Genomic DNA, 4,230 nt, shown 5'->3' with positions numbered 1-4,230 from the left:
CAGTTCATCGGCGCGGTCGCCCAGGGCCATGTGCCGATCGTGGCCGGGGACATCAAAGGCGAGTACGTGGCGGTGACCGATGCGATGGTCACCCCGGCCGGAAAGCGCGGGCAGGTGATCCGTCTCGGACATGGGCACGGGCACCTGAACCCACTGGCCGCCGGCGCTCTGGGCGAGGCGATCCCGGTGATGCAGGCCCATCTGGACGAGCTCCGCGACCGGGGCGAGGACAGCACGCGCCTTGCCGAGGCCATCACCGAAACCGAGGAGTCGGTGCACTCGCGGCAGGTCACGATGGTCGTGGCGCTGGCCGAGCTGATCCGCGGTCGGCCGCTGGCTGACTTCGAGGGCCTGGTCATCTCCACCTCGTTGCGTGAAATGCGCCAGGGCGGCAAGTTCTCCTTCGCCTCACCGCCGCTACTGCGAGACCTGATCGACTACATCCGATCCGGAAACGCCGACCTGCGGCGAGCGCTGTTCGTCGCCGACGAAGCGGAGTACAGGCGCACGGTCCGAACCCTCGTCCAGACGCTGGAGTCGCTGACCGACGGCGTCATGGGCCAGGTATTCGCCGAGCACACCACCACCAAGATCGACCTCGACGCCCCGGCGATCTGCATCGACGTCTCGGCGATCGCTCGAGGAGACCAGTCGCTCAAGGCGGGCGTGCTCCTGGCCTGCTGGTCCGATGCCTATGGAGCGATGGAGGCCGCGCACGTGCTGGCCGACTGCGGTCTGGCGCCGCAGCGCTACTTCCTGGCGATTCTCGACGAGATGTGGGCGACCCTGGGCGCCGGGGCGGGGATGGTGCAGCGCGTCGACGAGCTCACGCGCCTGAACCGCACGGACGGCACCGGCCTGTTGATGATCACCCACACGGGCCGAGACCTGGAGACGCTGCCCAACGAGGTCGACGTCAAGACCGCGATGGGCTTCATCGAGCGGGCCGGCATGGTCATCTGCGGCGGTCTTCCCGCCGGCGAGCTGGAGCGGCTCAAGGGCGTCCTCCAGTTCACCGATGCTGAAGCGGCGATGATCACCGCCTGGTCCAAGGGCGCGCCGATCGAGCGCACCGAAGCCCGCGAGCGTAAGAAGCCACCCCTGGGGCGAGGCAAGTTCATGCTCAAGTCGTCCAAGGACGGCACCGCCGGGATCCCGGTGCAGGTTCTGCTGACCGCGACCGAGCGGGAGACCAACATCCACGACACGAACGTGCGCTTCCGCGAACTGCTCGATGGCGTGCCCTCCGGACAAGCGGTGCCGGCATGAGCTCAACTGCGTACGACGCCGATTTCCGCGACCAGGTGGTCGCGCGGCTGGCAGAGCTCGAGCCCCAGTTCCCCTCGACCTCAGCAGCCGCCGAGGTCGTCGCCCGCGAGTTCGGCATCAGCCGCGACTCGGTGCGCCGCTGGTCGGTCGCCGCGGGGACGTGGCAGGCGCACAACTCGTCCACCCTGCGGGCGCTGCAAGCCGAGAACGCGGCCCTTCGAGCGCAGCTAGGGCTGTAGACGGATGCGGTCGGCCAAGCTCGTCGTCGGCATCGTCATCGGGATCATCCTGCTGTCGCTGGTGGTCGTAGTGATCCTCGGAGACGGCAGCGACGATCGGTGCCGCCCGAACGGGGCCATAACCGGCGGCGGGGGAGTGCCCGCCGGCGAGCTCAGCCTGCCGATCGCCGAAGGCGATTACGTCGTGTCCTCGACCTACAAGAGCGCAGACCGGCCCGGCCACCGAGGCATCGACCTGGCCGCCGCCGACGGCACGCCCATGTACGCGATGGCCCCAGGCGTGGTGACCGCCGCCGGCCCCGCGAGCGGGTTCGGCAACTGGATCGTCATCGACCACACCATCGACGGTCAGCCCTACTCGACCGTCTACGGCCATATGTGGGACGACGGAGTGGACGTCCAGGTGGGCGACACCGTTGCCGCAGGACAGCACATCGGTGAGGTCGGCAACAACGGCCAGTCCACCGGCGCCCACCTGCACTTCGAGGTGTGGCAGGGCGGGCGCCTGACCGGTGGGAGCGAGACCGATCCGCAGCCGTGGCTCGACCGAGCGGCGAACCCGGGCTCGGGAGGCAGTGAGCCGCCCACCGACGAGTCCACGACCTCCCGTCAGCCGTCTCCGCCCTCGAGCGGGGAGATGCCCGATTCGGACAAGATCGCCTCCAAGGAGAACTTGCAGGTCGACTCGATCCGGGTGGCCCGTGCCGTGGCGCAGCGCTTTCCCGACGTGAAGACCATCGGCGGGTGGCGGCCTGTTGATGCCTACCCCGATCACCCGTCGGGCCGCGCCGTGGACATCATGATCCCGGACTACTCCTCGAGCGAGGGCCGCGAGCTGGGCAATCGCATCACGAACTACCTGCTGACGCACCGCGAGTTCTTCAACATCGAGTACCTGATCTGGCGGCAGCAGTACATCCCCGCCACCGGGCAGCCCAACCAGAGGGAGGACCGGGGCGACCCGACCCAGAACCATTTCGACCACGTGCACGTCACCGTCGCCGGCGGCGGAAAGCCCACCCCGAACCAGCGCTACGGCGCCGCCCCCACCGACGGTGCCGACGACTCCTCGGAGACCACCGGCGCCGCCGGGGGCGACGACTGCGCCCCGGACTTCGGGCATCGCAGCCTGAACGCGGGCGAGATCCCCGCCGAACTGCGCAAGTGGATCGACCTGGGAGGCCAGGTCTGCCGCGAGGTCGACTCTCCGCTGCTGGCCGGGCTGCTGTACCACGAATCAGCCGGCTTCCAGGCCACGGCAGTCTCGACGGCCGGAGCGCAAGGGTACGGGCAGTTCATGCCCGGCACATGGGCGGCCAAGGGCGCCAAGGTCGACGACAACGGCCAGATCGCCGGACCTCCCGGCTCGGGCTCTCCGTCGGACCCGGCGGACGCGACGATGGCCGCCGCCCGCTACCTGTGCGAGATCGCCGAGGGCCAGCGAGAGGGCATCGCCTCGGGCGAGCTCAGTGGCGACCCGCAGGCGTTGATGCTGGCCGGCTATAACGCCGGACCCGGCGCCGTGCAGCAGTTCGGCGGGGTACCTCCATATGCCGAGACGCAAAAGTACGTGGTCATCGTGCCGCAAGAGGCCGCAAGGTTCGCCGCCGCATGAGCACCGCCGACGAGTAGGAGACAGCGATGAACACCAAAGGCGTAGCTGTGGTCGCCGCGGCGGTGGTGGCGGTAGTGGTCGCCGCCGTCGCGATGGCCCTGACGCTTGGCCGCGATGATGAACCGGGAACCGATGCGCACGTACACATCGACCCGATCACGACCGCCGACGAAGTGGCGGTGGCGGTGATGGCAGGGATTCACACGTGGACCCCCGCGCAGCAGCAGTCCCCGTGGGATGCGATGCACGCGATCTCCGACCAGCTCACCGGCCAGATGGCGGACGCGGCCACCACCCGCCCGGACCCAGATCCTGCCCCTGGGCAGTGGCCGGCATGGGCGCGCTCGGGTGACCGCGTGATCGGCGCCGCAAGCCTGGCCGGAGATCAGGACCCCGTCCCGCAGGACGCGAGCGAAGCTCGGCGCCTGGTCACGGTGCAGCAGAAAGTGCTGCACCCCGACGGAGCAACGACCCCGCTCGAGCGCATCACCGCGACCGTCGAGCTCAAGCGCACCGGCGAGACGTGGAAGGTCGCCAGCTACCAATACCGATCTGTGGGCGAGTAACCGCGCACATCACACCAGGGAGGCAACAATGGCAGGCAAGGACCTGGCACGAACGTCCCAGACCCGCGAGCCCGGACCCACGATCGCGCTGGTCATGATGGGCGTGGTGGCGGCCGCGGTGATCGCGGTGTGGGGCAGTATCACCCTCGGCGAATCCATCGCCCCCACCGGTCAACAGGTTCCCGGTAACCCCGCGGTGGCGGTGATCGACCTGGCCCAGGGGCAGGTGCAGTGGACCACCGGCGCCACGGTCGTCGTCGTGGCCCTGGTGGTGATCGCCGCCGTGCTCGTGGCCGTGGTGGCGGCGCTCGTCGGGCGCCGGCAGGGCCGCAGGACCCGTGTCGATGGGATCACCAAGCACCTGGCGGGCCGCGCTGACGTGAAGTCACTGTCGGCCAAGAGCGTGGTCCGCGCCAACCGCGAGCGAGGCGACACCACCCAGACCCCGGGGGTGTACATCGGCAAGGAGGTCGCTACCGGCCAAGATCTCTGGGGCGGGTGGGAAGACCTGCATCTGGATCTGTGGGGTCCCCGCCAGGGC

At 69.3% G+C, this 4,230-nt stretch carries 4 protein-coding genes and 1 pseudogene; all 5 read left to right on the top strand.

Going from position 1 to position 4,230, the window contains the following annotated elements; all coding sequences use genetic code 11:
• Positions 1 to 1,269 (top strand): ATP/GTP-binding protein (locus G6018_RS16490; RefSeq protein WP_182640213.1); only part of this gene is annotated, 1,269 nt, incomplete at its 5' end.
• Positions 1,266 to 1,508, top strand: coding sequence for a transposase (locus tag G6018_RS16485; protein WP_063935020.1), 243 nt, complete (start codon positions 1,266 to 1,268; stop codon positions 1,506 to 1,508). The genes G6018_RS16490 and G6018_RS16485, both read left to right, overlap by 4 nt.
• A gap of 4 nt (positions 1,509 to 1,512) precedes the next feature.
• Positions 1,513 to 3,123 carry a peptidoglycan DD-metalloendopeptidase family protein gene (locus tag G6018_RS16480; RefSeq protein ID WP_182640212.1) on the top strand — a complete coding sequence of 537 codons (1,611 nt, stop codon included), beginning with the start codon at positions 1,513 to 1,515 and terminating at the stop codon, positions 3,121 to 3,123.
• 26 nt (positions 3,124 to 3,149) lie between these two features.
• Positions 3,150 to 3,689 carry a hypothetical protein gene (locus tag G6018_RS16475; protein WP_187701173.1) on the top strand — a complete coding sequence of 180 codons (540 nt, stop codon included), beginning with the start codon at positions 3,150 to 3,152 and terminating at the stop codon, positions 3,687 to 3,689.
• Positions 3,690 to 3,717: 28 nt separating this feature from the next.
• Positions 3,718 to 4,230 (top strand): annotated as a pseudogene (locus G6018_RS16470) (hypothetical protein); the annotation flags it as partial.

The organism is Dietzia sp. DQ11-44 (genome assembly GCF_014145205.1).
Lineage (GTDB): Bacteria > Actinomycetota > Actinomycetes > Mycobacteriales > Mycobacteriaceae > Dietzia > Dietzia natronolimnaea.
This window is presented reverse-complemented; position numbering and strand designations above follow the sequence as displayed.

Excerpts from the sequence above, each read along its gene's own strand:
- G6018_RS16485 (WP_063935020.1), top strand. The coding sequence starts at position 1,266 with ATGAGCTCAACTGCGTACGACGCCGATTTCCGCGACCAGGTGGTCGCG.
- G6018_RS16480 (WP_182640212.1), top strand. The coding sequence starts at position 1,513 with ATGCGGTCGGCCAAGCTCGTCGTCGGCATCGTCATCGGGATCATCCTG.
- G6018_RS16475 (WP_187701173.1), top strand. The coding sequence starts at position 3,150 with ATGAACACCAAAGGCGTAGCTGTGGTCGCCGCGGCGGTGGTGGCGGTA.